Source organism: Haloferax sp. Atlit-12N, from assembly GCF_003383095.1.
Lineage (GTDB): Archaea > Halobacteriota > Halobacteria > Halobacteriales > Haloferacaceae > Haloferax.
Genome location: NZ_PSYW01000080.1, coordinates 1 through 481 on the forward strand (window position 1 = coordinate 1; position 481 = coordinate 481).

The window sequence follows — 481 nt, forward strand, 5'->3', positions numbered from 1 at the left end:
GGACCACGTCGCCGGCGTAATAGAAGACCGACTGTCGAACCCTGGGGAGATTCACGAGGACGCGCCGGAGATTGCGCTCAAAGTCCCTGTGGTCGTCGAGCATGGTCCGAGTACGGTTGCACGAGTAACACGGGCAATGTGTCGGGCGAAAGATCTCGACGCGACGAGAGACGCGATACGGCTATTCTCTGGGTTTGCACGGACACCGTACGACGTAGCCCACGCAATCGGGCGAGTGTTGTCTCAAGAAGCGACACCGAGAGAGATTCGGAGTAGCGAAGTACGGCTTTCACTCGCGAGTCTCCCGTCGAAGCGTCTCTTAGAGGACGCAACCCCCACGGTTCGGGCGATGATTAGTACGTTGCTCGCGACGAATCTGAGCCTTAGCAAGACAGAGTTAGCCGAGAAAGCGGGAATCTCGACGCAGTCGGTTCGGAACCACTTACCGACACTTGTAGCAATGGGCGTAGTCGACGAGACC

At 58.0% G+C, this 481-nt stretch carries 1 protein-coding gene; it reads left to right on the forward strand.

Annotated features, from left to right (window positions below):
* Positions 1 to 349: 349 nt before the first annotated feature.
* Positions 350 to 481 (forward strand): winged helix-turn-helix transcriptional regulator (locus C5B90_RS21150; RefSeq protein WP_233512157.1); only part of this gene is annotated, 132 nt, incomplete at its 3' end.